This is a genomic window from Burkholderia puraquae (genome assembly GCF_002099195.1).
GTDB classification, from domain to species: Bacteria; Pseudomonadota; Gammaproteobacteria; order Burkholderiales; family Burkholderiaceae; genus Burkholderia; species Burkholderia puraquae.
Window position 1 is genome coordinate 55,710 of the sequence record NZ_NBYX01000015.1, and the last position, 24,476, is coordinate 80,185.

General features: G+C 67.9%; 20 protein-coding genes. 9 read left to right on the plus strand and 11 right to left on the minus strand.

Annotation, left to right across the window (positions count from 1 at the left end; translation table 11 throughout):
• Positions 1-148: 148 nt before the first annotated feature.
• Positions 149-1,186, minus strand: a complete 1,038-nt coding sequence (locus B7G54_RS25700) for a LacI family DNA-binding transcriptional regulator (protein ID WP_174242182.1) — start codon at positions 1,184-1,186, stop codon at positions 149-151.
• 299 nt (positions 1,187-1,485) lie between these two features.
• On the opposite strand from B7G54_RS25700, the gene B7G54_RS25705 reads away from it, so the two are divergent.
• Positions 1,486-2,832 (plus strand): MFS transporter, encoded by a 1,347-nt coding sequence (locus B7G54_RS25705; RefSeq protein WP_085041628.1) that lies wholly within the window; start codon positions 1,486-1,488, stop codon positions 2,830-2,832.
• A gap of 203 nt (positions 2,833-3,035) precedes the next feature.
• Here B7G54_RS25705 and B7G54_RS25710 read toward each other — a convergent pair whose 3' ends face one another.
• Positions 3,036-4,202, minus strand: a complete 1,167-nt coding sequence (locus B7G54_RS25710) for a pyridoxal phosphate-dependent aminotransferase (protein ID WP_047852929.1) — start codon at positions 4,200-4,202, stop codon at positions 3,036-3,038.
• Positions 4,203-4,255: 53 nt separating this feature from the next.
• Here B7G54_RS25710 and B7G54_RS25715 point away from each other — a divergent pair, with 53 nt between their 5' ends.
• Positions 4,256-4,906: a GntR family transcriptional regulator gene (locus tag B7G54_RS25715; RefSeq protein WP_244289425.1), complete on the plus strand. Its 651-nt coding sequence runs from the start codon at positions 4,256-4,258 to the stop codon at positions 4,904-4,906.
• A 322-nt stretch (positions 4,907-5,228) separates the two neighbouring features.
• Here the strand turns inward: B7G54_RS25715 and B7G54_RS25720 are convergent, their stop codons facing one another.
• The gene (locus B7G54_RS25720) at positions 5,229-5,804 is read right to left on the minus strand and encodes a DUF308 domain-containing protein (RefSeq protein WP_085041712.1); all 576 of its coding nucleotides are present in this window, start codon (positions 5,802-5,804) and stop codon (positions 5,229-5,231) included.
• 286 nt (positions 5,805-6,090) lie between these two features.
• Here B7G54_RS25720 and B7G54_RS25725 point away from each other — a divergent pair, with 286 nt between their 5' ends.
• Positions 6,091-7,566 carry an HD domain-containing phosphohydrolase gene (locus tag B7G54_RS25725; protein ID WP_085041630.1) on the plus strand — a complete coding sequence of 492 codons (1,476 nt, stop codon included), beginning with the start codon at positions 6,091-6,093 and terminating at the stop codon, positions 7,564-7,566.
• Positions 7,567-7,737: 171 nt separating this feature from the next.
• On the opposite strand, the gene B7G54_RS25730 is transcribed toward B7G54_RS25725, so the two are convergent.
• The 8 genes from B7G54_RS25730 to B7G54_RS25765 all read right to left on the minus strand — a co-directional run bounded on the left by B7G54_RS25730 (position 7,738) and on the right by B7G54_RS25765 (position 15,886).
• A complete protein-coding gene (locus B7G54_RS25730; RefSeq protein ID WP_085041631.1) occupies positions 7,738-8,046 on the minus strand; it encodes an EthD family reductase in 309 nt (102 codons plus the stop codon).
• Positions 8,047-8,106: 60 nt separating this feature from the next.
• Positions 8,107-9,588: an MFS transporter gene (locus tag B7G54_RS25735; protein WP_085041632.1), complete on the minus strand. Its 1,482-nt coding sequence runs from the start codon at positions 9,586-9,588 to the stop codon at positions 8,107-8,109.
• Positions 9,589-9,636: 48 nt separating this feature from the next.
• Complete coding sequence (locus tag B7G54_RS25740; RefSeq protein WP_085041633.1) at positions 9,637-10,233, minus strand: TetR/AcrR family transcriptional regulator; 597 nt, start codon at positions 10,231-10,233, stop codon at positions 9,637-9,639.
• A 132-nt stretch (positions 10,234-10,365) separates the two neighbouring features.
• Positions 10,366-11,838 (minus strand): NAD-dependent succinate-semialdehyde dehydrogenase, encoded by a 1,473-nt coding sequence (locus B7G54_RS25745; RefSeq protein WP_085041634.1) that lies wholly within the window; start codon positions 11,836-11,838, stop codon positions 10,366-10,368.
• Between the two features lie 109 nt (positions 11,839-11,947).
• Positions 11,948-12,439, minus strand: coding sequence for an Lrp/AsnC family transcriptional regulator (locus tag B7G54_RS25750; RefSeq protein ID WP_006749694.1), 492 nt, complete (start codon positions 12,437-12,439; stop codon positions 11,948-11,950).
• An 86-nt stretch (positions 12,440-12,525) separates the two neighbouring features.
• On the minus strand, positions 12,526-13,926 hold the full coding sequence (locus B7G54_RS25755) for an aspartate aminotransferase family protein (RefSeq protein WP_085041635.1): 1,401 nt from the start codon (positions 13,924-13,926) through the stop codon (positions 12,526-12,528).
• A gap of 160 nt (positions 13,927-14,086) precedes the next feature.
• On the minus strand, positions 14,087-15,013 hold the full coding sequence (locus tag B7G54_RS25760) for a 2-hydroxyacid dehydrogenase (protein WP_085041636.1): 927 nt from the start codon (positions 15,011-15,013) through the stop codon (positions 14,087-14,089).
• A gap of 12 nt (positions 15,014-15,025) precedes the next feature.
• Entirely contained in the window at positions 15,026-15,886 is an 861-nt protein-coding gene (locus B7G54_RS25765; RefSeq protein ID WP_085041637.1) for a GNAT family N-acetyltransferase, read from the minus strand.
• Positions 15,887-16,325: 439 nt separating this feature from the next.
• Here B7G54_RS25765 and B7G54_RS25775 point away from each other — a divergent pair, with 439 nt between their 5' ends.
• The 6 genes from B7G54_RS25775 to B7G54_RS25800 all read left to right on the plus strand — a co-directional run bounded on the left by B7G54_RS25775 (position 16,326) and on the right by B7G54_RS25800 (position 24,475).
• Positions 16,326-16,994, plus strand: a complete 669-nt coding sequence (locus tag B7G54_RS25775; RefSeq protein WP_085041639.1) for a haloacid dehalogenase type II — start codon at positions 16,326-16,328, stop codon at positions 16,992-16,994.
• A 522-nt stretch (positions 16,995-17,516) separates the two neighbouring features.
• Positions 17,517-19,100, plus strand: coding sequence for an ABC transporter substrate-binding protein (locus tag B7G54_RS25780; protein ID WP_085041640.1), 1,584 nt, complete (start codon positions 17,517-17,519; stop codon positions 19,098-19,100).
• 79 nt (positions 19,101-19,179) lie between these two features.
• Entirely contained in the window at positions 19,180-20,133 is a 954-nt protein-coding gene (locus tag B7G54_RS25785; protein WP_085041641.1) for an ABC transporter permease, read from the plus strand.
• A gap of 30 nt (positions 20,134-20,163) precedes the next feature.
• Complete coding sequence (locus tag B7G54_RS25790; RefSeq protein WP_085041642.1) at positions 20,164-21,120, plus strand: ABC transporter permease; 957 nt, start codon at positions 20,164-20,166, stop codon at positions 21,118-21,120.
• A complete protein-coding gene (locus B7G54_RS25795; protein WP_085041643.1) occupies positions 21,120-22,997 on the plus strand; it encodes an ABC transporter ATP-binding protein in 1,878 nt (625 codons plus the stop codon). Before B7G54_RS25790 ends, B7G54_RS25795 begins: the two co-directional genes overlap by 1 nt.
• A 200-nt stretch (positions 22,998-23,197) precedes the next feature.
• The gene (locus tag B7G54_RS25800; protein WP_165765621.1) at positions 23,198-24,475 is read left to right on the plus strand and encodes an NAD(P)/FAD-dependent oxidoreductase; all 1,278 of its coding nucleotides are present in this window, start codon (positions 23,198-23,200) and stop codon (positions 24,473-24,475) included.
• The last annotated feature ends 1 nt before the right edge of the window (position 24,476 follow it).

The following is a 24,476-nucleotide window of genomic DNA, read 5'->3' on the forward strand; positions in this document are numbered from 1 at the left end:
CCGGTAACATCGGTTGGATGTTAGCACGGGTTTTTTGTACGGAGGAAGGGAGTGTTGTGCGCGACGGGCGGCGCGAGGGCAGGGGACGGGGCGTTGTTGCGTGCATCGCGACCCGCCGACGCGCCGCCCCGCCCCGATCGTCAGCGCATCACGCGCTTTCTCGCGCGACGATCGTATAGTCGATGCGGATGCTTTGCGGCTCGATGCGCTCGCCGCCGTCGCGCGCCTGCAGCGCGGCCAGCAACGCTTCGCCCGTGCGTCGCCCGATGCCGTACGCGTCGACCGACACGGTCGTGATGGCCGGGTGGCAGCATGAGGCCACTTCGAAATTCCCGAATCCGGCCACGGCCATGTCCGCGGGCACGGACAGCCCGCGCCGGTGGCATTCCATGATCGCGCCGAACGCGGACATGTCGCTCACGCACATCACCGCATCGGTATCCGGCCATTGTTCGAGCAGGGCGGCCATCGCGGGCCCGCCATGGCCCATCGTGATCGGCGATTCGCCCAGCCGCACGATGCGCGGCTCACCGAGTTTCAGCGCCTTGATCTCCGCCTGGTATCCCTTGAGCCGGTCGAGGCCGCGCCGATCCAGCTCGCTCGCGCCGCCCAGAAAACCGATGCGCCGGTAGCCGCGCTCGGCCAGGTGGCGCACCATCGCCCGGGCGGCGCGCACGTTCGAGAAGCCGACGGCGGTGTCGATCGGATGCGTGGGCAGGTCCCACATCTCGACCACCGGGATCGCCGAGCGTTCGAGCACCTTGCGTGTCGCATCGGTGTGCTGCGCCCCCGTCAGCGCGATGCAGCGCGGCTGGTGCCGCAACATCGAGCGCACGAGCCGCTCCTCGCGTTCGAGATCGTAGTCGGTGTCGCCGAGCAGCAGCTGGAGACCTTCGGGTTCGAGCGCGTCGGTCAGGCCGCGCACGGTGTCGGAGAAGTTGGAGCTCGACAGCGACGGCACCAGCACCGCGACGAATTCCGACCGTCCCGACGACAGCGCGCCTGCGGCCGCGTCCGCCACGTAGCCGAGCTGGTCGATCGCCGCGCAGACCCGCGCGCGCGTCTCGGCGGCCACGCTGTGGCCGGCGAGCACGCGCGACACCGTCATCTTCGATACGCCGGCGAGGCGGGCTACGTCGGACATGCGGGGCGGCCCGGCAGGCCGGACGGCGGTGGGACTGGGCATCGGAATCGCGATCGGACGGAAGCTGGAAAGGCTACATCATACCGGTGCCGCATCCGCGTTCATGCGTGCCGCGCCGCTCCGTCGCGGCGATGCGCGCACTAGGGGAAACCACGCGTTCGCCGGCCCTTGTACGCGCCGGTTGACGCGTGCTACCTTCCGGTTCGTTACCGGTATCACTGCGTCGATTGCTCCCCGCTGCCTCGTCGGCGTTTTTTTTGCCACGAAATGTTATCGGTAACATCGATGTGTCGAAGAACCCGCCGGTACGAAGAAGACCTACACAATCAGGAGACAGACCGATGCCATCCATTACGCAGGCCGCTGCCGCCCCGGCCGCGGCCGATTCATCCGACGACGCCCTGTATCGCAAGGTGATGCGGCGCATCCTGCCGTTGCTGCTGCTCTGTTACGTCGTGGCCTATCTGGATCGCGTGAACGTGGGCTTTGCGAAGCTGCAGATGCTCGACGACCTGAGCCTGAGCGACGGCGTCTATGCGCTCGGTGCCAGCATTTTCTTCTGGGGCTATTTCCTGTTCGAGATGCCCAGCAACCTGTTGCTGCACCGCTACGGCGCGCGCTTCTGGATCGCGCGGATCATGGTCACGTGGGGCATCGTGTCGTCGTCGATGGCGTTCATCGTGCCGCTCGCGCAGTTCTTCCACGTGCAGACGTCCACGATGTTCTACGCGCTGCGCTTCCTGCTGGGCCTGTGCGAAGCCGGCTTCTTTCCGGGCGTGATCCTGTACATGAACTACTGGTTCCCGGCGCGCCGCCAGAGCGTGGCCATGTCGGGCTTCCTGGTCGCGATCCCGCTGAGCCTGACGCTCGGCAGCGTGGTGTCCGGCTGGCTGATGGAGCACACGCACGGCCTGTCGGGCATGAGCGGCTGGCAATGGATGCTGCTGCTCGAAGGGCTGCCGTCGATCGTGGTGGCGTTCATCGTGCTCGCGTGCCTCGGCGACGGCCCGCAGTCGGCGAAGTGGCTGTCCGGCGACGAAAAGGCGCGGCTGGCGCGCAACCTCGAAACCGAAGCCGCGCACAAATCGCACAGCATCGGCGCCGCGCTGCGCAGCCCGCGCGTCTGGCTGCTCACCTTCATCCTGCTCACATTCAATACCGGCTTCTACGGGCTGGCGTTCTGGCTGCCGTCGATCATTCGCGCGTCGGGCGTGCAGAGCCCGCTGCATATCGGCGCCCTGACCGCCATTCCGTACCTGACGGCAATCTTCGCGATGGTGTGGAACGCGTCGCACTCGCGCAAGACCGGCGAGCGCCGCCTGCACGCGGCGATTCCCGCGCTGATCGGCGGGGTCGGCCTGATCGCGAGCGCGGCGTTGGCGCACAACGTTGCGCTGTCGATCGTATTCCTGACCATCGCGACGTGCGGCATCCTCGCGCTGATGCCGATCTACTGGACCTTCCCGGGGCAGATACTTTCCGGCACGGCCGCGGCGGCCGGCATTGCGCTGATCAATTCGGTGGGCAACCTGTCCGGGTTCACGGGCTCGATGATCACCGGCGTCGCCAAGCAGATGACCGGCGACATCAACAACGGTACCTATGCGCTGGGCGCGTGCCTGCTGGTCAGCTGCGTGCTGATCGCAGCGATTCCACGCGACATCCTGCAGCCGCCGGCAGGGCGGTAGGGCGCTCGGCCGATGTGACGGTCGGCGGGGCTGCGCATCTCGCCGCCCGGCGTTGGATGTCTCACGGCACGTGGATCGTCACAAGCGAGACTTTCGGCAGAAACAGGATCTCTCGTGAGTTCGTTCGACCATCACACGCGGCATGCCGGGTACCTCGAGCCACGGACGCTTGGCGCAATACTCGGCTGTCTCGTCGACGGCCGTCATGCGTCCTCCAGTGCGAGGCGCACCTTGTTTCCAAGCGTGCGCAGCCGTTCGACAGGTTCGTTCGAGAACACGAAACGGACATACTGCTCGCCGTGTGCGACGCCCCATCCGGTCATCGCTGTCGCACATACGCCGCGGCTCAGCAACCGCTCCGACATCTGCGATCCGGTCAGGCCGAAGTCGGAGACACGCAGTAGCATCGACCAGCCGCCCGCCGGCATGCCGAACGGGAGCCCGGACAGTTCGGCGGCGATCGTGTCCCGCCGCTTTTCGAGTTCGCTCACGTAGCCGGGCAGATCGGACGCCGAATGTTCGAGCGCAACCGCCGCAGCCTCCTGGGCAATGCCGACCGGTACCACGACATTGGCGAGCGACACGGCCACCAGATCGGGAATCAGCCATTCCGGCGCGACGATCCAGCCTACCCGCCAGCCAATCATGCGGAGCTCTTTCGACGCCGCGCCGACCGTCACCGTCCGCTCGGCCATGCCGGGCAGGCCGGCGGGATGGATGACCGTGCGTCCATCGAACAGCAGCCGCTCCATCGCACTGTCGAGGATCAGCAGCAGATCGTTCCGTACACACAGGCTCGCGATCAGTTGCCAGTCGGACGCGTCGAAGACACCGCCCGAAGGCATCGACGGAGACATCAGCAGCATGACCCGCGTTTTCGGACCGATTGCCGCCCGCAGCGCGGCCTGGTCCAGCTTCCATTCGCCGCCCGGCGTGAAGGCGAACGGGACTTGCCGCGGCACGCCGCCCGCCAGGCGGACGCGGTTCAGCAGGCCCGCGTACGTCGGATCGGTGACGATCACTTCGTCGCCGGTCTCGACGGTGGCAAGCAGCGTGTTCAGAATGCCGGAGAGCCCGCCCGCCGACACCACCACCTGGTCGGCGGTAAAGCGCTGCCCCGAAAGCGCCGACACGTGGGCGGCGGCGCTCGCGCGCAGCCGATCCTGACCGACGAATGGCAAATAGGAGTTGGCCGAGTCTCGCTCGATTGCCTCTCGGGTGAAGGCGAGCGCCTCTGCAGTGGGCGGGATGTCGGTATCGAGATTTTCGAGTCGCAAAAGGTCGACGTCGGCATGATCGGCAATCGAACCCATGCGATCGACCCCGATGCCGGCAATGTGCTGCAGACGCGCAGGACGGTGGTGGCGCATCGAGCCTCCGGTTTTGTTACAATTTAATAGATAATATATGCATGGTGGTCGGCATGAACTTTGAAGTCAAGGAAGATCGCTCACTGGCCGACCGGATCGCTGGCGCATTGGCGGATCGAATCATCTCGGGCGTCATCGCACCGGGGGAGTGGCTGCGTCAGGACCACATCGCCGCCGAATTTGGCGCGAGCCATGTGCCGGTACGCGAGGCGTTCAGACGGCTGGAAGCGCAAGGGCTGGCCGTGGTGGAGCCGCGAAGGGGCGTGCGGGCGGCGCCGCTCGAGCCGGCGGACGTGCTTGAAATGGCAAAGATGCGCGCTGCTTTCGAGGCGCTGGCGCTGCGCGAGGCGATTCCCGCTCTCGACGCCCGTGCGCTGGAGGAACTCGATGCGATCCTCGATCAGGAGTCGGCGGCGCGTGGCATCGCCGTGCTCGCGACGCTGAACCTCAGGTTTCATCGCGCATTGACCGCGCGGTGCGGGATGCCGCGGCTCATCGACGCAATCGGCGACATGCATCGGGCCAGCTCACGGCATCTGTACGCGACGTGGCAGCAACTCGACTGGCAAGATCGCTCGAACGACGAGCATCGGAACATCGTCAGGGCGATACGCGATGGCGATGTGGACGCAGCGTGTGCGGCGCTGTCCGCGCACATTCTGGCTGCGGGCGACGCACTGGCTCAGGCGTTGCGTAGCCGGTAGGCGCGCTTCGGCGGTGATACCCGCCTGCGGCTATAGCGTTTCCTCCGGGTATCCGGATCGGAGTGTTCGAATTGCCTACGTATTGCAACAACGTCGATGGCAACATTTGGATGGCCGCTTTGTAGAGGAGTGAATGTCTCCTTCGGGCCGTTCAGACCCGTTCACGTCGCCCAACACCTGCCATTCGCGATCGCGAAACACCCCCCATTTTTTTCACCACTGCGCTCATCTGCATGAGCGCATGCGTTGCACGACGTGTGCCCTTGACCGCAACCAGGGCGACGGCACCCCGTGGCGTGACATCTTCATCTCGATCGACGGCTCACGACGCGCTGCGTCGTGCCCGCCGCAGCTGCAGCCACAGGGCCGATATCAGGAAATAGGCGGCGCCTACTGCCGCGTAGCCCGCGATCTTCACGATGGCGGGCGGCATGGACGCGTGGCGTTGGGCTATGAACAGCACGCCCGCCAGCGCGGATTGCGCGCCGCTCAGGATCATCGCCCACTGCGCGCCGACCTGCTTCCAGCGGCGCAGCGCCGTGCCGAGCTGCAGCCCGCCGGAAAGAATCGCCCAGATGCCGAACACCGTGAGCACCGCATGCATGCCGGCATTCAAAGCGGGAAATACCGCCAGCGTCGTGGCCGCGCTGATCGCGACGTTGACCGCCTGGGTGCGGTTCGTCGCCGCTCCGCCGCTGCGGGCGAGGTCGGCGAAATTGGCGAGCGCATCCCAGGCCGGATAAACGATCAGCAGGATCGCTGCGCCGGCCGCGCTCTGCCGGCCGACGGAAAACGCCAGTGCGACCCAGAGCAGCGAGAATATCGCCCGGGAAAAGTAGTACCGTTTCAGCCATTGTGCGTCGGCGGGGGCACGGAATTCGGGGGAGTGGTCAGCCATTTGCATTCCTTCGTCTATCGGATCGTCGTTCCGGCCGGCGTGCAGCGCGTCCGCCGTGCGGACGTCGTGCCGACCGGATCTCCAGTGCACCGAGTATCGCCATCGTGACGGCCGCCCGCCATCGGTCGGATGTCCGATGGCGAAGGCGCGCCGGCCGCGCGTACCGACAGGCACCAAAATCGCCTCCGGCCGGTGCAGCGCGCGGCCGATCCGCACGCGCATGCAAGGCGCGACGTCGTCGCGTATGATCGTTTTCCCGTTCTCGTGAATGCCCGCACCCCATCCGATGCCCGACGCCGAAGCCCGTCACGCCCCGCTGCGCATATTCGACGCCGTACGCGCGCTGGCCTTCATCGGCGATCTCAGCATGGGGCAGCCGACCGATCATTCGTTGCGCACCGGCTGGCTGGCGGCACAGCTCGCGCACGCGGCGGGATTCGACGCGTCGGTGTGCGACACGGCTCGCGAAGTGGCGCTGTTGCGCTGGTCGGGCTGTACCGCGAACGCCGCGGGTTTCGCTCAGGCGTTCGGCGACGATGTCGCGATTCGCGCCGCCATGCTCGAGAACCGGCCCGGCCTCGCCGAAGCGGTCGGCCGCGCCGGCGCCGCGATGATCCCGCTCGCGCAAATCCATTGCGAAGTGTCGGGCGAAGTCGCGCGAATACTAGGCCTCTCCAGCGCCACGGAAACCGCGCTGCGGCACATTTTCGAAAGCTGGGACGGCAACGGGCTGCCCGCACGGCTCGCGCGGGAACAGGTGCCGGCCGCCGTGTCGATCGTCACGCTCGCGGGCGATCTCGACGTATTCAGCCGCACGTACGGCATCGAGCAGGCTATCGAATGGATCGGGCAACGCGCGGGCGCACGCTATCCGAGCGCGCTCGTCGAGGCAGCCGCGCACGACGCCGCGCGCTGGCTCGCAGCGCTCGATCACCTGTCGCCCGACGATCTCGATGCCGCATTGGCCACGCCCGGCATGCAAGGCGCGACCTCCGCCGAATTGATCGCGGACGTCATCGATCTGAAACTCCCGTGGATGACCGGGTTCTCGCGTTCGGTCGCCGCGACGGCGGCCGCGTGTTACGAGCGTCTGTCGCCGGATGCGGCCGCGCGCGAACGCGTCTACCGCGCCGGGCTGATTCATGGCATCGGCCGGGCCGCGGTGCCGAACGACGTGTGGAATCTTCCGGCGCGGCTGCCGGCGAGCGCGTGGGAAAAGGTGCGGCTCGTGCCGTACTGGACCGAGCGTGCCGGCAGGCAGACCGGCGCGCTCGGTGAAGCCGCGGTGTTGGCGTCGTATGCGTACGAGCGGCAGGACGGTTCCGGCTATTTTCGCGGCGTGCGCGATGCGGCGCTGACGCTGGAAGCGCGCGTACTCGCGGCATCGCTGGCGTGGGTCGCGTTGCGCTCGGCGCGCCCGTGGCGGGCGGCGCTCAGCGATGCGGCCGCCGCCGGCCAATTGCAGGAAGAAGCGGCGCGCGGCCGGCTATGCGGCGACGTGGTCGCGGCGCTCGTCACGGGTGGCGCGCCAGCGGCCCGGCGCATGGCCGCACGCGCGTCGCACGACGGCCCGCGCCTGTCGCCACGGGAAATCGACGTACTGCGGGCAATCTCCCGAGGGGCGAGCAACAAGCAGGTCGCGCAGGCGCTCTCGATGAGTCCGAGCACGGTGCGCACCCATGTCGAGAAGGCGTTTCGCAAGCTCGAATGCTCGACACGCGCCGCGGCGACGCTCAAGGCGTCGGCGATGGGCTTGCTCTGACGCGACGCACGACGCGCGATGTGCATACGCTTCCGTGCATGTGTCGACGCACGCCCCGGCCGACATGAGGTTCAAGGTTCGCCGGTCCAGCCGTATACGTCGTGAATCGAAAATGACGTTACGCCATTCAGGTCGGCCAGTCGCTCGTCGGTCCCCTGAGACCAGCGGCATTCATTCGACGCGCGAGAACACGTCCGTGATGTAGCGATCGGGCGCGATATCGGTGAACGCGTCGATATCGGCCATGATGTCGGCCGTCTCCACGGACGCGAACGCGGCGTCGAGCGCTGCCCGATCCGTGAAGCGGCACATGGCCACGACGGCCACCTCGCTGTCCTGCCGTGCGGGGAAGAACGCGTCGACGGATTCGAGCCCGTACGGTTTCCACGACTTTTCCACCAGAGGAATGTGCTGCTCGACGTAGTAGCGGGCATCGAATCGCGTACCCGTTGCGCGGCGATAGGAAACGACGAAAACCATGAGGAACCTCCGGGTTGGACGGATGCAACGTTGAATGTCGATACGGGCGATCTCGGGCGATCACGGTCGTTTGCGCGCGGGGCCGAAGGCCGGCTGGCCGGCGGAGCGCACCGACGACGGTGCGGCCGGTGCACGCGCGAGCGAGATGCCCAGCGCGGCGCCGACGGCGAGAAACGCCGAGATCGACAGGAGTGCGACGATGAACGCGTGCGCAATGGCTGCCGGATCCTGGCGCGCGCCCAGAACCGTATAGAAAACCCCGCCGATGATCGCGACGCTGAGCGACGTGCTGACCTGCAGCGTCGAGCTGGCGATACCGGCGATCATCCCCGACACCGCGGGTGCGACACGCCCCGTCACCATGCGCATCAGCGTCGGCAGCGCGAGGCCTTGGCCGAACCCGATCACGAAGAGCGCGGCGGCGAGCGGCACGGAAGCGAGCGGCATCCCGATCGGCGTTGCCTCGATCAAGCAGGCGAGTCCGACGAGCCCCACGATCTCGAGGCCCATGCCGAGCGGATTCACATAAGCGCCGATCGCACGCGTGCACAACGGCGTCGACAGCGGGCCGAGCAGAAACCCGACGCCGAACGGCAAGAACACGAGGCCCGCGCTCAACGCATCGACGTGCAACGCATTCTGCAGATACACCGAGAACAGCAGGAAGAACGCGCCGATCGAGTACAGCAACAGCGCGATCAGCAATGCCCGGCCCAGCCCCGGTGCGCGCAGTGCGGACGGATCGAGCAGCGGTGCGCCGCCGAGGCGGCCCAGCCGGCTCTCGTAGCGCCAGAAGCCCCACGCGAGTGCCGGCGCCGCGATCAGCGATACCCATGCCCACACGGGCCAGCCCGCCTCGCGCCCTTCGATCAGCGGCACGATCAACGCGCCGAGCGTCAGCATCGACAGCGCGGTGCCGCCGAGGTCGAGCTTGCGCGCATGCTGCGCACGCGTTTCCTTCAACAGCGGAATGCCGAACACGACGACCAGCATCGCCAGCGGCAGGTTGACGAGGAAGATCGTCCGCCAGCCCAGGTTCAACAGATTCAACGAGATCAGGATTCCGCCCAGCGCCTGCCCGACGACGGCGGCGAGGCCGAAGACCGCGCCATACAAGCTGAGCGCGAGCGGCTTTTCCGATTCCGGGAAGATCGCCTGGATCGACGCGAGCGCTTGCGGCGCCATGATCGCGGCCGTCACCCCCTGCAATGCACGCCCGACGATGAGCATCCCCGGCGAACCGGCGAGGCCGCACAGCGTCGAGGCCGTCGCAAAGCCGATCAACCCGAGAAAGAACACGCGGCCGCGACCGTACAGATCGCCCAGTCGCCCGCCGGTGATCAGCGTCACCGCGTACAGGCCCGCATACGACGAAATCACCAGTTGCTCGGCGGACGACGATGCGCCCAGTTCCGCGCGGATCGACGGCAGCGCGACATTGACGATGAAGAAATCCAGCGGCGGCAGGAACGCGCCGACGAGCAGGACCGAAAACATTGCCCAGCGACGCGGGTCGGGCGATACGAGGTCATTCCGTGACATGGACGGCTCTCCATACGGAACCAATCGGTTCCAAATTGGGTAAAAAAATCAATCGAGAATGCGCATCGTGCGGTCGACCACCGCGAGCATGTCGGCTTCGGGCACGCCGGTTTTGCCCAGCACGCGCATGCCCTCGACCTGGCACACGAGAAAGCGCGCGAGCACCTGTTCGTCCTGCTCGGCGATCTCGCCGCTTGCCTGACCGCGCACGATCGCGCCGGCATAGAGCTGCTGCAAGCGGCGGAACATGCGTCCCGTACGCTCCGCGACATCCGCGTCGCGGGCGGCCAATTCAGTGGTCATCGCGATTGCGAGACAGCCGCGTCGGCCCGCCTCGCCGACGGACAGGCGGGCATAGCGCAGCAGCGAGTCGCGAATGGCCTCCTTCACGGTGCCGGGTTGCGACAGGATGTCCGCAGTTGCCTTGAGCCCATCGGCCATATACAGGTCGAGCGCTGCCAGCAGCAGCGCCTTCTTGTCGCCGAAGGCCTTGTACAGGCTGCCCCGCGACAAGCCCGTGCCGGCAATCAGGTCGGGTAGGGACGCGCCTTCGTATCCGTGGTCCCAGAAGACTTCCATCGCGTCGCGCGCGGCGTCTTCAAGTTCGAATTCGCGCGGGCGGCCCACGCCAGCCGGATTTGCCATTGATCGGTTTCGCAAACGATGCGGTGTCCAGGAATGGCATCGATTATATGGACTGATCGGTTCCTATGTCAATGCGCACTCTTCGGCCGGGCAGCGCGATGCCGTCGTCACGGATCGCGCGCGTCCGTCGGGTCAGTCCAGGCCGCCCTGGCACAGATACTTGATCGACAGGTAATCGTCGAGCCCGTAGCGCGAGCCTTCGCGGCCGTAGCCCGATTCCTTCACGCCGCCGAACGGTGCGGCCTCGCTCGCGAGCGCGCCTTCGTTGATGCCGACGATGCCCGTTTCGAGCCGTGCCGACACACGCGCGATGCGGCGCACGTCCTGCGTGTAGAAATACGCGGCGAGGCCGAACGGCGTGTCGTTCGCGGCGTCGACGGCTTCGTCCTCGGTGTCGAAGCGGAACAGCGCGGCCACCGGGCCGAAGGTTTCCTCGCACGTGAGCTGCATGTCGGCGGCTGCATCGGCCAGCACCGTCGGTGCGTAGAAGTTCGGTCCCAGCTCGGTCAGGCGCTTGCCGCCCGTCAGCACGCGCGCGCCGCGCTCGATCGCATCGCCGACGTGGCGCGCGATCTTGTCGACCGCACGCGCATTGATCATCGGGCCGATCTGCGCAGCCGGGTCGGTCGCCGGTGCAACCTTCAGCGCGGCGACGCGCGCCGCGAGCTTCGCGGCGAACGCATCGTACACGCCGGCCTGCACGTACACGCGGTTCGGCGACACGCACGTCTGCCCGCCGTTGCGGAACTTCGCGGCCATCAGCCCGTCGACCGCGGCATCGAGCTCGGCATCGTCGAACACGATGAACGGTGCATTGCCGCCCAGCTCCAGCGACAGCTTCTTCAACGTCGCCGCCGAGTCGCGCGCGAGCAGCTTGCCGACGGCCGTCGAGCCGGTAAACGTGATCTTGCGCACGCGGCTGTCGGCGAGCCAGTCGGCGGCCGCGTCGATGCCGCGCTCGCGTGACGCCGTGATCAGGTTCAGCACGCCCGCCGGCACGCCGGCTTCGTGCGCGAGGAATGCGAGCGCGAGCGCGGTGAGCGGCGTGTCCTCCGCCGGCTTCGCGACGACCGTACAGCCGGCCGCGAGCGCCGGCGCGATCTTGCGCGCGATCATCGCGAGCGGGAAGTTCCACGGCGTGATCGCGGCGACGACGCCGATCGGCTCCTTCACCGCACTCAGCCGCTTGCCGCGCTGCTGCTGCGGAATGATGTCGCCGTACGTGCGCGTCGCTTCCTCGGCGAACCACAGCACGTACGACGCGCCGTACGCGACTTCGCCGCGCGCCTCCGCGAGCGGCTTGCCCTGTTCGCGCGACATCAGCTTTGCGAGATCGTCGGTATTGGCGACGATCGCCGCATGCCATGCACGCAGGATCGCCGCGCGTTCGCGAGCGGGCGTCGCGCGCCACGCGGGCAGCGCGCGCACCGCCGCATCGGTCGCCGCGCGCGCGTCGGCGGCGCCGCTGTCGGGTGCGTGGGCAACGGTGTCGAGCGTCGCCGGATCGGTCACGCCGAAACGGCGGCCGTCGAGTGCGTCGCGCCACGTGCCGTCGATCAGGTTGGCGGAGCGCAGGAGTTCGGTGCGGGTCAGCGAAAGCGGCATGGCAGTTCCTTGGATGAAGCGGTTCGGCGACGACGGCGACGGTGCCGGCGCGCGACTGTCCCGCACGGACAGCGAAGCTGCCATGTTCGCGGGTGCCGCACGCGGTGTGTCAGTGACGCTCGCCGAACAGCGATTCGAGCGGGTAGTGCCGTTTGACGAACGGCGACTTGATGATCACGTAACTGAAATACTTCTCGATGCCGATGTTCTGCTCGAGCAGCCCTTCGACGATCGTCTGGTAATGGCTCACGCTGCGCGTGATGAACTTCAGCAGATAGTCGTAGCCGCCGCTCGCGAGGTGGCATTCGACGATCTCGTCGACGTTGCGGATCGCGGCCACGAAGCGGTCGAAATCCTCGCGGCGGTGGTCGGCCAGCGTGACTTCGGTAAACACGACCTGCACGTCGCCGAGTTTCTCGAGCTGGATGTGCGCGCCGTAGCCGCCGATGTAGCCGGCCTTCTCGAGCCGCTTCACGCGGATCAGGCAGGGACTGGGCGACAGCCCGACCGCATCGGCCAGCTCGACGTTGGTCATGCGGCCGCGCTTCTGCAACTGGGAGAGGATGCGCAGGTCGATGCGATCCAGCTTGCTGTCCGTCATGTTCACGTGAGAGCGGAAAAATGGAATGTCCGGTTACTTTAGAGTCGAACGATGGCCGCCACAAGCCCGGCTTTCCCTTGGCCGGCTCAGGCCGGCTGCGCGTGCGCGGCGTCGAGCGCGCGCTGCACGCCCGCGTCGGCCAGCACGTCGTCGAGCGTCTTGCGCACGCGTTCGAACATCAGGTCGAACTCGCCCGCGGTGAAGCTCAGCGCCGGCGCAAAGCCGAGCACGCCGTCGCCGAATGCGCGGAACACCACGCCGTTCGCGTACGCGGCCGCCGCGATCTTGTCCGGAACGTTCAGCGACGCGTCGAAGCGCGTCTTGCGCGCCTTGTCGGACACCAGTTCGAGCGCGCCGAGCAAGCCGGCCGAACGCGCGTCGCCGACGAGCGGATGCGCGCGCAGCGCATCGAGCCCCGCCGCGAAGCGCGGCGCCATCGCCTGGCCGTTCGCGAGCAGCCCGCCTTCGTGATAGAGCTTCAGCACCTCGAGGCCGATCGCCGCGCTCACCGGGTGCGCGGAATACGTATGCCCATGACCGACCACGGCCGACTCCGCGCGGCTGCCTGCGAGGCCTTCGTAGATTTCGTCGGACATCAGCACCGCGCCCATCGGCGCATAGCCCGCGGTCAAGCCCTTCGCAACGGTCATCAGGTCCGGATCGACCTGCTCGGCCTCGCACGCGAACAGCGGGCCCGTGCGGCCGAAGCCGGTGATCACCTCGTCGGCGACGAACAGGATGCCGAGGCGCCGGCACGCGTCGCGCATCGCCTTCAGCCAGCCGGCCGGCGGCACGATCACGCCGCCGGAACCCTGCACGGGCTCGCAGAAGAACGCGGCGACGTTGTCCGCGCCCAGTTCGGCCACCTTCGCTTCGAGCGCGGCGACCGACGCGGCGATCAGCGCCTGCGGGTCATCGCCGAGCGGGTGGCGGTACGGGTACGGCGACGGGATATGGTGCTGATCGGCGCGCGGCAGGTCGAAATGGCGATGGAACGCCGGCAGCGCGGTGAGGCCGGCGCCGATCGACGACGAGCCGTGATAGCCGCGTTCCAGCGCGATCATGTGCTTTTTCGACGGGCGGCCGGTCGCGTTGAAATAGTGCGTGATGAAGCGCACCGCGGAGTCGACCGCATCCGAGCCGCCGAGCGTGAAGTACACCCGATTCAGCGACGGCGGCGCGAGTGCGGCGAGCCGCTCGGCAAGCTCGATCGCCGGCTGCGAGCCGAAATGGAAGTAGCCGGTCGCGTACGGCAGCTTCGCCATCTGATCGGCGGCGGCTTTCACGATGCTGTCGCGGCCGTAGCCGACGTTCACGCACCACAGGCCCGAGAACGCGTCGAGCAGCGTATGGCCGGCGGCGTCGCGCAGGAATACGCCGTCCGCGGATTCGAGCACGGTGACGCCGCGCGCCTCGTGCGTACGGTAGTTGACGACGGGGTGGATCAGGTGTTGACGATCGGCTTCGATCAGCGCGGCTTGGTTCATGGCAGGCAGGACTCTCGTGAGGTGTCAGCGGTGAGTTCATGCTACCGGGCGACCCGTCCGCATGCGTTTTCAAATTGCGGCCCGAAACGTATGAATGCGGCGTTTGCACGGGGCGCTTCGGCATTTTCTGCTGCGCGCCCCGCGAGGCCGGACATGCATGTCAGTAGCCGCGAGCGCGATCGACGACGCCGATCATCGGCTGTCCCGCGCGATGACGGGCGAGGTTCGCGAGCACCGCGTCGACCGCGGTGTCGGGCCGCGTCGCGCTGGCGATGTGCGGCGTGATGCGAATGCGCGGATGCGTCCAGAACGGATGGCCGGCCGGCAACGGTTCGGGGTCCGTCACATCGAGGATCGCGCTGTCGACGCGGCCGCTCGCAAGTGCTGCGAGCAGCGCGGCCGAATCCAGTTGCGGCCCGCGCCCGACCTGCACGAGCGACGCGCCGGCCGGTAGCGCATCGAATACGCGCGCGCCAAGCAGGCCGCGCGTGCCGTCGGTGAGCGGCAGCAGGCAAATCAGGATGTCGGTGCGGGCCAGGAACGCGTCGAGTGCCGAGTCGCCCGCGTAGCAATCGATGCCGTCGAGTGTGCGCGGCGTGCGGCTCCAGCCGGCGCACGGGAAGCCGAAGCGCCGCAGCGTGTCGAGCACGGCCTGGCCGAGCGTGCCGAGCCCGAGCACGCCGATGCGCCGCGATGCTGCCGCCCGTACGGGCTTCTCGTGCCACACCTGTTCGCGTTGCTGCGCCGCATAGTCGAACACGTCGCGATGAATCGTCAGCACGGCCTGCGTTACATATTCGACCATTCCTTCGACGATGCCGGGCTCGATCATCCGTACGACCGGAATGTGCGCGGGCACGCGCGACAGGTCGAACTGATCGATGCCGGCGCCGACCGAGAACACGACTTCGAGATTCGGCAGCAGGGCGGCCGGGTCGTCGGGCGGCTGCCATGCGGCGAGATAGCGGACGGCCGCGGCGTCGCCGATGTCCGGCCAGATCCGGAACGGCAGGTCGGGCGCCAGTTGCGCGAAGCGTGCCGCCCACTGCGCGCCGCGTACCGGGTCGGCCTTGTACAGGAAGCTCATCGTCGGTGCCCTTCAGCCGAGTGCCTGGTTCACGATCGCGAACGCACGCAGCGCCGGGTCGCGCGCTGGCGTGGCGCCGCGCGCCATCGCGACGACGGTATCGACGCGCGGCAGCCCGAGCCCCTCCAGCCAGTCGGACAGCCCGCTGTCGCTGGGCAAGTCGAGCCGCACGAACATTCCCTCGTTCAATGCGAGCCAGTGGCTGATCAGCGCCTGCGCGCGCAGCGCATCCGGCGCGAGCACCGGGCCGATCACGTGGCCGGGGCCGAAACGGCGGAACAGCGCGAAGCCGAGCAGCTCGCCGTCGCGATCGAGCGCGATGCCGTTCGCGACGTCGAGCAGCGCATCGGTCACCGCGCTCCGTTCGTAGCCCGCCGCGCGCGACGCGAGCGCGGCGAGGCGCGGCCCGTCGTTGGTGCCGAGCGGGCGCAGGCGCTCGCCGGGCGGCAGCGAGATCAGCGGCGGCCGGAATGCCGCGCCCTGATGCTGGTCGATCGTATCGATCGGCTCGAAGCCGAACGCCGCGTACAGCGGCTCGCGTCCCGGCGTCGCATGCAGAAAGACGGTTCGTGTGCCGAAGCTGTCGAGCGCGCGTGCGAGCAGTTCGCGCTCGATGCCGCCGCCCGCACGCTCGGGCGACACGATCAACATGCCGAGCGCCGCGTGCGATTCGCCGAGGCGCCAGCCGAGCGCGGTCCCCACGACGCCGGCTTCGTCTTCGGCCACGATGCCGCCGCCGAGCTGGAACACGAAGCGCCAGTCCTCGAGCCGGTGCGGCCACTTGACCGCCTCCGACAGCCGATGGGCGGCGGGCAGGTCGGTTTCGGCGAACGGGCGATAGGTGAGCGTGCGGGAAGGGTTGAGGTCGGACACGCCGGACTCCGGATGGGTGGAAATGACATATTCACTCTGCCAGCGCGGTTGCGGCGCGGATAGGACGATTCGCCTGTTTTCGGGCGGCTTGGGCCGCTTGCGCGGGATCGACGCCGGCAGGCTCGATCGGCGCGCGTGAATGCGCCGGTCGTGCCGACGCGGGCCGGCGCCCCGGCCGTTCCTGCCGTCGAAACGCCACTACGATGAAAGCACGGTGCGCCGACGCGTGCAGACGAGTGCAGACACGTGCCGACGGGCCGCGGCGGCCGGGCCCGCGGGGCGCGCCGCATATCGTGCCGCCAGCGTCGTGCAACACGCGGCGATTCTGCGTTTCGGGCGGCGCCAAACGACGCGCACGGGATTTTTTGCCTTGATTCAATTTCGTACAACCCAGCCCGTCCCCGGCCTTGCCGGGGCTTCACACCGACAGGACACCACCATGATCCAGTTTGAACCGAAGTACATCACTTTCGACTGCTATGGCACGCTGACCCATTTCCGGATGGCCGAGACGGCGCGTGAAGTCTATGCGGACCGGCTGTCGCCGGTCGCGATGGAGGCGTTTGTGCGCGCCTTCGCCGCCTATCGCCTCGACGAGGTGCTCGGCGCATGGAAGCCGTACCGCGACGTCGTCGTCAATGCGATCCGTCGCACCTGCGCGCGGATCGGCGTGAAGTTCGACGAAGCCGAGGCCGAACGCTTCTATCTGGCGGTGCCGACGTGGGGCCCGCATCCGGACGTGCCGGCCGGGTTGTCGCGGCTCGCGAGCAAATACAAGCTGGTGATCCTGTCGAACGCGATGGACGAGCAGATCATGAGCAACGTCGACAAGCTCGGCGCGCCGTTCCACGCGGTATTCACCGCCCAGCAGGCGCAGTCGTACAAGCCGCGCATGCAAGGCTTCGAGTACATGTTCGACAAGCTCGGCTGCAAGCCCGAGGACGTGCTGCACGTGTCGTCGAGCCTGCGCTACGACCTGATGACGGCCGAGGATCTCGGCATCAAGCACAAGGCGTTCGTGAACCGCGGCCACGAGCCCGGCACGCCGTTCTACAACTATTACGAAGTGTCGGACATCGGGCACCTCGCGACGCAGCTCGGGCTGTAAGCGGCACGTCGGCTGCGCGGCGTTCGTCGCGCGGCCGGCTGCCGGGCGGCCGCGCCGACGGGGGAAAACCCGTGCCTGCGGCAGGCCGCCGGCGCCGCACCGGCGCACACGCGTGCGCGCACCGCGCCGCGCCGTCGGGATGCACGCTTCGACGCGTCGATGCCGCGACCAATCCTCTGAACTTTCACGCAGGTGTGCCGGGCGAGGCGGGCAGCCGCACATCGGCACGCAGCCGGTACGGGGCGACATCAGTCGACATCGTGCCCCGATGCACCGCATGCGTGCGGGAGGCGCACGGCGAAACCGACGGCGGTGCACGCAGCAAATCATGCTGCGCAGGCTACCCAAAACGGTCGATTCGTATCGTGAGGGCGCGTCGAATCGGGACAACCGGCATTTTGGCGGTGCTTAAATGAATTGCATGTGCACGACGTCACGCCCGCCACCAGCAAGCGGGCGCGGCGGGATTGAACAACCACGCTGGACCCTTGGACCCACTTTCCACAGTCAGGAGCAGTTCGGATGAGCGACGAAATCGACAATGGCGGCAAGGGCGGCTTGACGCGCCGCGACATGATGAAGGTCATGGCGGCGGGCGGCATGATGGCCGCCGGCGCCGGCGGACTGCTGATGACCCCCGGCTCTGCGTTCGCCGCGCCCGCGCCCAAGCGCGGCGGCAAGATCCGGGTCGCGAACGAAGCCGGCTCGACGGCCGATACGCTCGACCCGGCCAAGGGCTCGACGGGCGCGGACTACACGCGCTTCTTCATGTTCTACAGCGGCCTCACGCAGCTCGATGCGAGCCTGACGCCGCAGATGAACCTCGCCGAGTCGCTGCAGACGACCGACGCGAAGACGTGGATCATCAAGCTGCGCAAGGGCGTCACGTTCCACGACGGCAAGCCGGTCGGCCCGGCCGACGTGGTGTTTTCGCTGATGCGCCACAAGAACGCGGCCACCGCGTCGAAGGTCAAGACGCTTGCCGAACAGTTCACGGACGCGAAGGCGACCGGCCCCGACGAAGTCACGTTGACGCTCGCCAGCGCGAACGCCGATCTGCCGGTGATCCTCGCGACGCCGCAGCTCGTGATCGTCAAGGACGGCACGACCGACTTCTCGGCCGGCATCGGCTGCGGCCCGTACAAGCTGAAGTCGTTCAAGCCGGGCGTGTCGACCGTCGGCGTGCGCAACGACAGCTACTTCAAGCCGGGCAAGCCGTATCTCGACGAGATCGAGCTGATCGGCATCAGCGACAGCGCCGCGCGCCTGAACGCGCTGCTGTCGGGCGACGTGCACCTGATCAACGCGATCGATCCGCGCTCGACGCAGCGGGTCTCGTCGACGCCGGGCTACGCGCTGAAGGAAACCAAGTCGGGCCTCTATACCGACCTGATCATGCGCAGCGACAACCCGATCGTCTCGAGTCCCGATTTCGTCGAAGGGATGAAGTACCTGTTCGATCGCGAGCAGCTCCGCACGGCGGTGTTCCGCGGCTACTCGGTGATCGGCAACGACCAGCCGATTCCGCCGGGGCACCGCTACTTCAACGCGTCGCTGCCGCAGCGGGCGCACGATCCGGACAAGGCGAAGTTCCTGTTCCAGAAGGCGGGCGCGCTCGGCGCCACGTTGCCGCCGATCTATGCGACGTCCGACGCGAACGGGTCGATCGAAATGGCCGTGCTGCTGCAGCAGGCCGGCCAGAAGATCGGGCTGAACCTGCAGGTCAACCGCGCGTCGCCCGACGGCTACTGGTCGAACCACTGGATGAAGCACCCGCTCACCTTCGGCAACATCAACCCGCGCTCGAGCGCCGACGTGCTGTTCACGCAGTTCTTCAAGTCGGATGCGCCGTGGAACGAGTCGGGCTGGAAGAACGCGAAGTTCGACCAGTTGCTGCTCGCCGCGCGTTCGGAAACCGACGACGCGAAGCGCAAGCAGATGTACGGCGACATGCAGGTGATCGTGGCGCAGCAGGGCCGGGTCGGCATTCCGGCGTTCATCAGCTTCCTCGACGGCTACGACAAGCGGCTCGCGGGCCTCGGCTCGATCCCCACCGGGCCGATGATGGGCTTCACGTTCGCCGAGAACGTGTGGTGGAACGCATGACGTTGTGGCTGGCCGCCGTCGCGCGGCCGGTGCGGACCACCGCGCCGGCCACGCGCGGTTTTTTCGGGAGTGCCGCACCATGAACCGAATTCTCATCGGGCTGATCGGCCGGCGCATCGCGGTCACCGCGCTGACGCTGCTGATCGTGTCCGCGATCATCTTCACGATCACGAACCTGCTGCCGGGCGACGCCGCGCAGGCCGCGCTCGGCCAGTCGGCGACGCCGGAGACGGTCGCCGCGCTGCGCCAGCAGTTCGGTCTCGACATGCCGGCGCACGTGCGTTACCTGCACTGGCTCGGCGGGCTGCTGCACGGCGACTTCGGCCGGTCGTTTTCCGGCGACATGCCGGTGTCGGAGCTGATCGGCGGGCGCCTGCCGAAGTCGCTCGCGCTGGCGGCGATCACCACCGCCGTGTCGGTGCCGATCGCGCTGCTGCTCGGGATCCTCGCGGCGGTCAAGCGCGAGACGGTGGTCGACCGCGTGATCAGCCTCGGCACGCTGTCGCTCGTCGCGACGCCGGAGTTTCTGATCGCGACGGTCGCCGTGCTCGTGTTCGCGGTGAAGCTGCGCTGGTTGTCCGCGCTGTCGTACAGCGGCCCGATCGAAAGCCTGCACGATTTCCTGCGTGCGTACGCGATGCCCGTGCTGACGCTGTGCGCGGTCGTGATCGCGCAGATGGCGCGGATGACGCGCGCCGCGGTGATCGAGCAATTGAGCGCGTCGTATGTCGAGATGGCCGTGTTGAAGGGCGCGAGCCCCGCACGCGTCGTGCTGCGCCATGCGTTGCCGAACGCGATCGGCCCGATCGCCAATGCGATCGCGCTGAGCCTGTCGTATCTGCTCGGCGGCGTGATCGTCGTCGAGACGATCTTCAACTATCCGGGCTTGGCGAGCCTGATGGTCGACGCCGTCAGCAACCGCGATTTCCCGCTGGTCCAGGCGTGCACGCTGATCTTCTGCGTCGCTTACCTGACGCTCGTGCTGTTCGCCGACCTGTGCTCGATCGTGTCGAACCCGCGACTGCGCACCTGAGTGTTTCGCCTTTCTTCCGAGATGCCGCCCATGCAACCGATCGAACCCGTACAACGCAGCAGCGCGCTGCCGCCATCCGGCGATCCGCCCCTCGGGCGGGGCAGCGTGCCGCCTGCCGCGCCTGCCCCCGAACAGCCGCGCAAGCGCCGCGCCGTGCGCATTGCCTTGACGACCGGCGGCCGCGTCGGCCTGTCGATGGTCGGCCTGATGCTGTTCGTCGCCGTGTTCGGGCCGCTGATCGCGCCGCATGACGTCGGCGCGATCGTCACGCCCGATGTGTTCGCGCCGTTCAGCGCGAAGCTGCCGTTCGGCTCCGACTTCCTCGGCCGCGACATGCTGAGCCGGATCCTGTACGGCACGCGGCTCACCGTGCTGCTCGCGCTGGCCGCGGTGCTGCTGGCCGCGGTGACCGGCACGACGCTCGGGCTGCTCGCGACCGTGTCGGGCCGCGCGGTCGACGAGACGATGAGCCGGCTGCTCGATGCGCTCACGTCGATTCCGTCGAAGATGTTCGCGCTGATGTTCGTCGCCGCGTTCGGCTCATCGCTGCCGCTGCTGGTGCTCACCGCCGCGGTCAGCTACATGCCCGGCTCGTACCGGATCGCGCGCGCGCTGGCGGTCAACATCAGCACGCTCGAATTCGTGCAGGTGGCGAAGGCGCGCGGCGAAAGCGCGCTGTACATCGCGTGCGTCGAGATGCTGCCGAACATGATCCACCCGATGCTGGCGGACACCGGGCTGCGCTTCACGTTCGTCGTGCTGCTGCTGAGCGGCCTGAGCTTTCTCGGGCTCGGCGTGCAGCCGCCGTATGCGGACCTCGGTTCGCTCGTGCGCGAGAACATCGCGAGCCTCGGCGACGGTTCGGCCGTCGCGATCATGCCCGCGGTCGCGATCGCGATCCTGACGGTGGGCGTCAACCTGATGATCGACGGTTTGCCGCATCGCGGCCGCCGCAAGGGCGCGGCCGGCGCCGCCGGAGGACACTGATGCGACACGAATCGAATCCGCTCGTCGAGGTGCGCGGGCTGCGCGTGGTCGGCGGCCGGCCGGGCGGCGAGGAAACGACGATCGTCCACGGCGTCGACTTCGAGATCGGGCGCGGCGAGGTGCTCGCGCTGATCGGCGAATCGGGCTCCGGCAAGACGACGATCGCGCTGTCGCTGATGGGCCATGCGCGCACCGGCTGCCGGATCGCCGGCGGCTCGGTGAAGATTGACGGCACGGATGTCTGCACGCTGTCCGCGCAAGCGTTGACCGCGCTGCGCGGCCGCAAGGTCGCGTACATCGCGCAGAGCGCGGCCGCCGCGTTCAACCCGTCGCGCACGATTCTCGACCAGGTGATCGAGAGCGCGCTGATCCACAAGACGATGACGAAGCGCGACGCGCAGGCGAAGGCGATCGAGCTGTTTCGCGCGCTCGCGCTGCCGGAGCCGGAGACGATCGGCAAGCGCTATCCGCACCAGGTATCGGGCGGTCAGCTGCAGCGGCTGATGGCCGCGATGGCGCTGATCACCGACCCGGAGCTGGTGATCCTCGACGAGCCGACCACCGCGCTCGACGTGACCACGCAGATCGACGTGCTGCAGGCGTTCAAGAGCGTGATCCGGCGCTACGGGATGAGTGCGGTGTACGTGTCGCACGATCTGGCCGTGGTCGCGCAGATGGCCGACCGGATCGTCGTGCTGAGCGACGGCGTGATCCGCGAGGCGGGCGCGACCGAACAGATCCTGCATGCGCCGGCGCATCCGTACACGCAGAGCCTGATCGCGGCGGTCACGCCGAACGATGCCGAACGCGACGGAGAAGCACAACGACCGGCCGCGCCTGCGCCGCTGCTCGACGTGCGCGGCGTGGTCGCCGGTTACGGCGGCCGTACCGCGAAGGGCTGGCCCGCGAAGGTGATCCTGCACGAAGTCGACCTGCGCATCGGGCGCGGGCAGACGGTCGGCGTGATCGGCGAATCGGGCTCCGGCAAGACGACGCTCGCGAAGGTGATCGCGGGCCTCGTGCCGGCGACCGGCGGCGCGATCCTGCTCGACGGCGAGCCGCTCGCGCGAGATATCGTCAAACGGACGAAGGAGCAGCACCGCCGCGTGCAGATCGTGTTCCAGAACGCCGATACTGCGCTCAACCCGGTGCATACGGTCGAGCGCACGCTCGCGCGGCCGCTCGCGTTCTATCACGGGATCCGCGGTGCGCGGGCACGGCAGCGCGTCGCGGAACTGCTCGAACTCGTGCGGCTGCCGCCGGCGGTGGCCTCGCGGCGCACCGGCGAGCTGTCGGGCGGGCAGAAGCAGCGCGTGAACCTCGCGCGTGCGCTCGCGGCCGAGCCCGACCTGATCCTGTGCGACGAGGTCACGTCGGCGCTCGACACCGTGGTCGGCGCCGCGATCATCGAGTTGCTGCGCGACCTGCAGGCGAAGCTCGGCGTGTCGTACGTGTTCATCACGCACGACATCGCGAAGGTGCGCGCGATCAGCGACGACATCGTCGTGCTGTACGCGGGCCATCGCGTCGAGACCGGCAGCCGCGACGCGCTGTGTGCGCCGCCGTATCACCCGTATTCGCATCTGCTCGTGTCGTCTGCGCCGGAGTTGCGCGCGGGCTGGCTCGACGATGCGACCGAGCGTTGCCATCGGCCGCTGGTGCCGATCGGCGAGCGCGAGAACGAGGCCGAGCTGTGTCCGTTCCTGTCGCGCTGCACGATGCGCGTGGACGGCGTGTGCAACCGGACGGCCCCGTCGCTGCGCACGCTCGGGAACGGCGCGCAGGTGCTGTGCCATCGCAGCGAGGAGGATCTCGCGCGCTTCCAGGCGGAGCCGGTGCCGGCGGGCGGCACGACGGCGCAGCCGGTCCGGCTGTAATGCGCGCCATCGTTCGTTCATCGCGCCCGACCGCGCCGGCGATCGACGTTGCGCATAGTGTGCTGCGGCAGGCGCGCAAAACGGCAAATGACACGCGTCGCGTGTGCGAATACGCGGCAACTGCGCTTTTTGCTGGTGGTTAAATGATTCTCATTGGACGGTCGCCGATCGTCGTCGCCGGAATGCTCGAGAAGAATTCGATGAAACTGGAATCGTACTGGCTGGATACCCGTCCCGCGTTTCGCGCCGGTAGCGAAGGGCCGGTCGAAGGGCGCGCGGACGTGGTCGTGATCGGCGGCGGCTTCACCGGATTGTCGGCGGCGCTCGCGCTCGCGCAGCGCGGTGTGTCGGTGGTCGTGCTCGACGCCGCGCAGGTCGCGGGCGAAGCGTCGGGCCGCAACGGCGGCCAGTGCAATACCGGCGTCGCGCAGGACTATGCGTCGCTTGCCGCGCGCATCGGCGCCGCGCAGGCGAAGCAGTTCTATCGCGCATACGCTAGCGCGGTGAAGAGCGTCGAGACGATCGTCGCCGAACAGGCGATCGACTGCGATTTCCGGCGTGCCGGCAAGCTCAAGCTCGCCGCGAAGCCGCAGCATTTCGCGGGGCTCGAAAAGACCTTCGACGCGTTGCGGCGCGACGTCGATCCCGACATCGAACTGATCGAGCCATCGCGCATCCGCGACGAAATCGGCTCCGACGGCTTCTATGGCGGGCTGTTGCAGCGCAACGGCGCGCAGATGCACATGGGCAAGTTCGGCGTCGGGCTCGCGCAAGCGGCCGTGCGCGCTGGCGCCCGCATCTACGAGCACGCGGCCGTCACGCAGCTCGAACGGCTCGACGGCGAGCGCCACACGGTCAGCAGCACGCGCGGCACGATCGTGGCCGATCGCGTGCTGGTCGCGACCGGCGCATCGCAGCACGGGCCGTTCGCGTGGTTCCGGCGGCGCATCGCGCCGGTCGGCAGCTTCATCGTCGTGACCGAGCCGCTGCCCGATGCGCAGTTGAACCGGCTGTTCCCGCATCGCCGCGCGTACGTCACGTCGCGGCAGATCGGCAACTACTTCCGCGTGACGCCCGACAACCGGCTGCTGTTCGGCGGCCGCGCGCGTTTCGCGATGTCGAGCCCGAACTCGGACGCGAAAAGCGGCGACATCCTGCGTGCGGGCATGGCCGGCTATTTCCCGGAACTGGCCGACGTGCGGCTCGACTACTGCTGGGGCGGGCTGGTCGACATCACCGCCGACCGGCTGCCGCGCGCGGGCCAGCATGACGGGCTCTATTACTCGATGGGATACAGCGGCCACGGTGTGCAGATGTCGGTTCACATGGGCCGCGTGATGGCCGACGTGCTGTATGGAGCGGCCGCATCGAACCCGTGGCGCGAGCTCGACTGGCCGGCGATGCCGGGCCATTTCGGGCATGCGTGGTTCCTGCCGGTCGTCGGCGCGTATTACCGCATGCAGGATTTCCTGCATTGAA

Bases quoted from the DNA above. Each gene is read 5' to 3' on its own strand.
- B7G54_RS25730 (WP_085041631.1), bottom strand. From the start codon at position 8,046: ATGGTTTTCGTCGTTTCCTATCGCCGCGCAACGGGTACGCGATTCGAT.
- B7G54_RS25750 (WP_006749694.1), bottom strand. From the start codon at position 12,439: ATGACGGACAGCAAGCTGGATCGCATCGACCTGCGCATCCTCTCCCAG.
- B7G54_RS25700 (WP_174242182.1), bottom strand. From the start codon at position 1,186: ATGCCCAGTCCCACCGCCGTCCGGCCTGCCGGGCCGCCCCGCATGTCC.
- B7G54_RS25715 (WP_244289425.1), top strand. From the start codon at position 4,256: ATGAACTTTGAAGTCAAGGAAGATCGCTCACTGGCCGACCGGATCGCT.
- B7G54_RS25795 (WP_085041643.1), top strand. From the start codon at position 21,120: ATGCGACACGAATCGAATCCGCTCGTCGAGGTGCGCGGGCTGCGCGTG.
- B7G54_RS25760 (WP_085041636.1), bottom strand. From the start codon at position 15,013: ATGAGCTTCCTGTACAAGGCCGACCCGGTACGCGGCGCGCAGTGGGCG.
- B7G54_RS25705 (WP_085041628.1), top strand. From the start codon at position 1,486: ATGCCATCCATTACGCAGGCCGCTGCCGCCCCGGCCGCGGCCGATTCA.
- B7G54_RS25735 (WP_085041632.1), bottom strand. From the start codon at position 9,588: ATGTCACGGAATGACCTCGTATCGCCCGACCCGCGTCGCTGGGCAATG.
- B7G54_RS25745 (WP_085041634.1), bottom strand. From the start codon at position 11,838: ATGCCGCTTTCGCTGACCCGCACCGAACTCCTGCGCTCCGCCAACCTG.
- B7G54_RS25790 (WP_085041642.1), top strand. From the start codon at position 20,164: ATGCAACCGATCGAACCCGTACAACGCAGCAGCGCGCTGCCGCCATCC.
- B7G54_RS25775 (WP_085041639.1), top strand. From the start codon at position 16,326: ATGATCCAGTTTGAACCGAAGTACATCACTTTCGACTGCTATGGCACG.
- B7G54_RS25800 (WP_165765621.1), top strand. From the start codon at position 23,198: ATGAAACTGGAATCGTACTGGCTGGATACCCGTCCCGCGTTTCGCGCC.
- B7G54_RS25710 (WP_047852929.1), bottom strand. From the start codon at position 4,202: ATGCGCCACCACCGTCCTGCGCGTCTGCAGCACATTGCCGGCATCGGG.
- B7G54_RS25725 (WP_085041630.1), top strand. From the start codon at position 6,091: ATGCCCGACGCCGAAGCCCGTCACGCCCCGCTGCGCATATTCGACGCC.
- B7G54_RS25785 (WP_085041641.1), top strand. From the start codon at position 19,180: ATGAACCGAATTCTCATCGGGCTGATCGGCCGGCGCATCGCGGTCACC.
- B7G54_RS25720 (WP_085041712.1), bottom strand. From the start codon at position 5,804: ATGGCTGACCACTCCCCCGAATTCCGTGCCCCCGCCGACGCACAATGG.
- B7G54_RS25780 (WP_085041640.1), top strand. From the start codon at position 17,517: ATGAGCGACGAAATCGACAATGGCGGCAAGGGCGGCTTGACGCGCCGC.
- B7G54_RS25755 (WP_085041635.1), bottom strand. From the start codon at position 13,926: ATGAACCAAGCCGCGCTGATCGAAGCCGATCGTCAACACCTGATCCAC.
- B7G54_RS25740 (WP_085041633.1), bottom strand. From the start codon at position 10,233: ATGGCAAATCCGGCTGGCGTGGGCCGCCCGCGCGAATTCGAACTTGAA.